The organism is Candidatus Woesearchaeota archaeon (assembly GCA_003695435.1).
In the GTDB taxonomy this organism is placed as follows: domain Archaea; phylum Nanobdellota; class Nanobdellia; order Woesearchaeales; family UBA11576; genus J101.
On the sequence record RFJL01000001.1, the window covers coordinates 1 to 4281 of the forward strand.

6 protein-coding genes are annotated in these 4281 nt (G+C 41.7%); 1 reads left to right on the forward strand and 5 read right to left on the reverse strand.

The window, feature by feature from the left end; translation table 11 throughout:
* The 5 genes from D6774_00005 to D6774_00025 form a co-directional block, all read right to left on the reverse strand.
* A partial coding sequence (locus tag D6774_00005) for a hypothetical protein (protein RME78783.1) occupies positions 1 to 281 on the reverse strand: 281 nt, incomplete at its 3' end.
* 40 nt (positions 282 to 321) lie between these two features.
* A complete protein-coding gene (locus D6774_00010; GenBank protein ID RME78784.1) occupies positions 322 to 885 on the reverse strand; it encodes a YdcF family protein in 564 nt (187 codons plus the stop codon).
* A gap of 8 nt (positions 886 to 893) precedes the next feature.
* Positions 894 to 1076 (reverse strand): hypothetical protein, encoded by a 183-nt coding sequence (locus D6774_00015; protein RME78785.1) that lies wholly within the window; start codon positions 1074 to 1076, stop codon positions 894 to 896.
* A 129-nt stretch (positions 1077 to 1205) separates the two neighbouring features.
* Positions 1206 to 2900 (reverse strand): sodium:proton exchanger, encoded by a 1695-nt coding sequence (locus tag D6774_00020; GenBank protein ID RME78786.1) that lies wholly within the window; start codon positions 2898 to 2900, stop codon positions 1206 to 1208.
* A 67-nt stretch (positions 2901 to 2967) separates the two neighbouring features.
* A complete protein-coding gene (locus tag D6774_00025; GenBank protein ID RME78787.1) occupies positions 2968 to 3630 on the reverse strand; it encodes a YaaA family protein in 663 nt (220 codons plus the stop codon).
* 40 nt (positions 3631 to 3670) lie between these two features.
* Between D6774_00025 and D6774_00030 the strand changes: the two genes are divergently transcribed.
* A partial coding sequence (locus D6774_00030; protein RME78788.1) for a tRNA-dihydrouridine synthase family protein occupies positions 3671 to 4281 on the forward strand: 611 nt, incomplete at its 3' end.

Genomic DNA, 4281 nt, shown 5'->3' on the forward strand with positions numbered 1-4281 from the left:
CGAACCCACCGGGCATGTTCTTGGTATTTTTCAAATTCCTGTTCCTCCATGTTCTTAGCAGCGCTAATTCCCACGACTCTGTCAAGAAGTGTTAGTGCAGCAACACTACATGCAACAAGTGTTGCTTCTTGAGGGGTGCAGTGGGGAACATGTTCAAAATAGTGTGCAATGCCAAAAGGAATAGAACATCCTACTGCAAGAAGATTCGCGCCTTTTGCGTACTCGTATTTTTGTTCAAGAGGGATATTCTTGAGTAATCGCTGTTCAAGAGTCTCAAACATAAAAGTACGAGTAAGAACTTGTTTTATAAACGTGCTGTTGTCACCTTTTTCGTGCAACGCGCGTAAGCAGAGAATAAAATCCGGAAGGGTGTGACCCGTACAAGGGGTGCTTTTCTTGCATGTACTTAGTGATGTGTGGAGCATCTAAGGGAACTTTGCTCAAATCAAGGGCAAGAGCACAATGAATGATTGCTTCTTGTAAACGTTCTCTGAGTGTTGCTTGTTGTGTTGAGGGTACAGGAAGCGCAGTGAATTTGTCGGGACTGAACAGCACGTTTGCACAATACATTGCACGAGGAAGGTGAAAAGGATCTGTTACGATACCAACATGACTTACCTGGCAATCGTAAAGAAGAGGTTTTGAAAAGTAGAGGTTTCCAAGCGTATCAAGGGATTGCTCTTCAAGTAAAATGTCGTCGTCGCTTACTCCTTGTCTGAGCAGAAGCTCGCGCATGATGCGCGCTTCACTTTGATGGCCTCTTTTCACGCCACCACTACAAATAATGGGGAGTGCTTTGCCATAATCGCAATACGCAGCAACGGCGGCATCTGTTCGAGAGGTGTTCTTTTGACCGCCAAGAACGAGCAGGCTATCTGGTTGCATGACTCTTATCAAAGCGTTCTTAGCTCTTCTATGTTTCTTGCTTCTAATTCAAGAAGTCTTTGTTCAAGCTCAAAAACTTTTGCTTTCAAATTATGAACGTCACGTTGAGTGTAACGCATCCATTCATGTATTGCTAAGATGTCTCGTTTAACACGAGAAAAACTCTTTTTGATTTTCTCTGTAAAGATCATTGTGAATCACCTTTTACGTGGACTTGGGGGCTTTCAAGAATGTTGTTTTCGGGGCAGTTTACCATACAAAGTAGTACAAACTACTCCTTTATAAACTTTTCCCTTTTTTACTACTTTTAAGTGGTATTTTTAATGGTGGTGTTTTCTTCGACGAGCAAGTTCATTCATATGCTCCACGCGATCCTTAAGGAATTTCTTCATATCAAGCTGGTTCTTCTCAATTAGCATCGAGACCTGCTTACCTCCTAGAATCTGTGGCAGGATAACATACGTTGCGCCTGCTTCGTACAACATCAAAGCATCATCAACAGAATGTGCGAGCACTGTTACGATGCAGTTCTTGTTCTTTGCAAGAATCCTATCAAGAAGAAACAAATTTGTATCGGTAGACGAAATAGTGGAAATCACCAGATTCACAGAAGAAAGATCCAACTCTTCGAGAAATTCAATATCGTTTGCATCCCCATACCTGCAATGATAACCCTCTTCTGCAAGTCTGAGAATAACTTCCGGGTTAAAATCAATGATAAGTGGTTTTTTCTTAAGTTTCTTGAGCGTATCAAGAATGTCAGCACAGATAGTATCATATCCAAAAAGAAGAACGTCATAACGGTATTCCGAAGGAAGATCAACTTCATGAATCTTAGATTCTCTCTTCTCAAAAATGCTCAAATATTTTGAGAGTAACTTGTACAACTGATCAGAATAATGAATCATATACGCAGATCCCGCAATGGTAAGAATACCAACAGCAGTAACTAAAGAGAGCACCTCTGGAGTTATCTGACCCAAGGAGACCCCAAGGGATACAAAGATCAAAGAAAACTCACTAATCTGCGCAACAGTAAGACCCGCAAGAAAACTCGTTCTCTTACGATAACCCATAGCACCCATCAAGATGAGAACGATAAGAGGGTTACCAATAAGCACAAACAAAGAGAGGATGATGATTGCCCAAAGATTTGAAGCAATATTTGTGAAAATAATCTGCGAACCCAGTAAGATGAAGAAGAGTACAATGAAGAAATCACGAAGAGGGCGAAGACGTGCACTAATCTCCTGATGATAGGGGGTAAGCGAGAGTGCAACACCTGCAAGCAAAGCTCCCGCCTCCAAAGACATGTTAATCAAGTGAAAAAGAGATGCAATAGCCATACACCACCCAATAGAAAAAAGCAACAAAAATTCTTGAGACTGGGCAACCTTTCGCACAATCCAAGGAAGAGCGTACACAGAAAACAACCAAAGAACAACAAGACTCCCAATAATAATCAAGAGCGCATTAACTGAATTCGCACCAAACACTCGTTCGGTTCCCGCAGAGGAAAAAATCATAAGCAAAGCAATGGCAATCAGGTCTTGCACAATCAAAAAACCAATAGAAATCCGTCCGTGAAGTGAAGCTGTTTCTTTCTTATCAGAGAGCAACTTCATAATAATAATAGTACTACTAAACGCCAAAGCAATACTCATATACAAAGAACTCATCATATCAAATCCAAGAAGACGACAAATAACAAACCCAATTCCCGATGTGAACACTACTTGGCCGATACCTGTTACCAAGGAGACCTTGCCCACCGTACGAATAACACGAGGGTTAATACCAAGACCCACCAAAAAAAGCAGGAGAGCAACACCAAAATGAGATAGCGTCTCAAGAGTGTCGGTAAAATGAATAAGTCCAAGAACTAAAGGACCTGCCACAACACCACTTAAGATATACCCAATAATAAGAGGCTGGCGCAAGAATCTTACCATACCACAAATGACCAGAGTAAGCACAAGAAGGACGCTTAATTCAAGAAAAATTGCAGGGTTCATCTCTTTAAGAAAATTTCACAAAAAAGAGTATATAAATGTTTAGCATCTCACCACTTAAATCAGGAATTCACACTCTCTTAAGAAAACACCCATCAACCCACTCAAAACCCTCTTCCTTGAATTTTTGTATTTCCTCGGGATTCGTAATGTTATTTTGTGCAAGCCAGCGTACAAAACGGCCCTTGATAAATTTTCCTTGATGGCCTGCAGGAACCTTCTTTCCCTGCTTTTCAATCACAAAATCAACTTTAATGCCATTCTCATACGAAACAGCTTTTCTGTGTGCCTGCGGAAGAAGATCAATCACCCATTCACTCTTAAGTTCTTTTTTCGTATGTGCACGCCACACCTTAGCAGCACCAAGTTTATCTATTTTAAGCTTATACTCAGGAAGAGGATCTAGGGGTTTTACCAAACCAAAGAGAGCAGAGACGATACGCACGTGCTTGTTAATATATGCCTGCTCCTGTTCAGTAAGTGAAGAATACGCGATTCCTTTATACACCACCCCTGTGTATCGCTCAATTGCAGGCAAGGTCTTCTCAGAAAGCAGGGTCTTATTCACAGTAATTGCTCTTTCAAGTGCAACACCCTTCACACCTAAAAGCTTTTCATCCTGAGTTTCAATCAACTCATTCCACAAAGAAAGAGAAGGCTCTTTAAGTTCTTGAAGAGGGGGGAGTGTTCCACCACTTGCTTTTTCTTCAGAAGGGGGGATAAGGATGATCATGAAGAGAAGGTTAATAAACAATTTCTTAAGACTTACGCCTATGCGCGAGCCTCTAACATTTCAAAATCCCTTCTTTCTTGCACCCATGGAAGCAGTAAACTGCGCATCATTTAGAGTCCTTTGCAAACGAAGAGGTGCAGGCGTAGTTTACACAGATATGATCGACTGCGACGTCTTCAAAGAAAAATGTGATGAACAAGGAGTCTTACAAGCAATAAAACTCCTCGTGAACCCTCAAGAGGAAGAGCGACCACTTGTCGTACAATTAGGGGGAGGAAATATTGACAATATACTCTTTGCAATTAAACACCTTCACGACGTCGCAGATATTTTTGACTTTAACATCGGATGCCCCTTAGGATACATGCTCGGCAAAAAGGGTGGTGTCTATCTACAAAAACACCCCGACCAACTAGAAAAAATCATACGCGCAATGCGAAGCGCAATTACCAAACCCTTTTTTTGCAAAATCCGATCAGGATGGGATGATACCTCCATCAACGCAGTAGAAGTTGCCTTACTCTTAGAGCAGTGCGGAGTGGATGCACTTGCAATCCATCCTCGCACACGAAAACAACGAGCACAAGGACGAGCGGACTGGCAACTCGTACGCAAAGTCAAAGAAGCACTATCCATCCCCGTAATACTCTC

Excerpts from the sequence above, each read along its gene's own strand:
- D6774_00025 (RME78787.1), bottom strand. The coding sequence starts at position 3,630 with ATGATCATCCTTATCCCCCCTTCTGAAGAAAAAGCAAGTGGTGGAACA.
- D6774_00020 (RME78786.1), bottom strand. The coding sequence starts at position 2,900 with ATGAACCCTGCAATTTTTCTTGAATTAAGCGTCCTTCTTGTGCTTACT.
- D6774_00015 (RME78785.1), bottom strand. The coding sequence starts at position 1,076 with ATGATCTTTACAGAGAAAATCAAAAAGAGTTTTTCTCGTGTTAAACGA.
- D6774_00010 (RME78784.1), bottom strand. The coding sequence starts at position 885 with ATGCAACCAGATAGCCTGCTCGTTCTTGGCGGTCAAAAGAACACCTCT.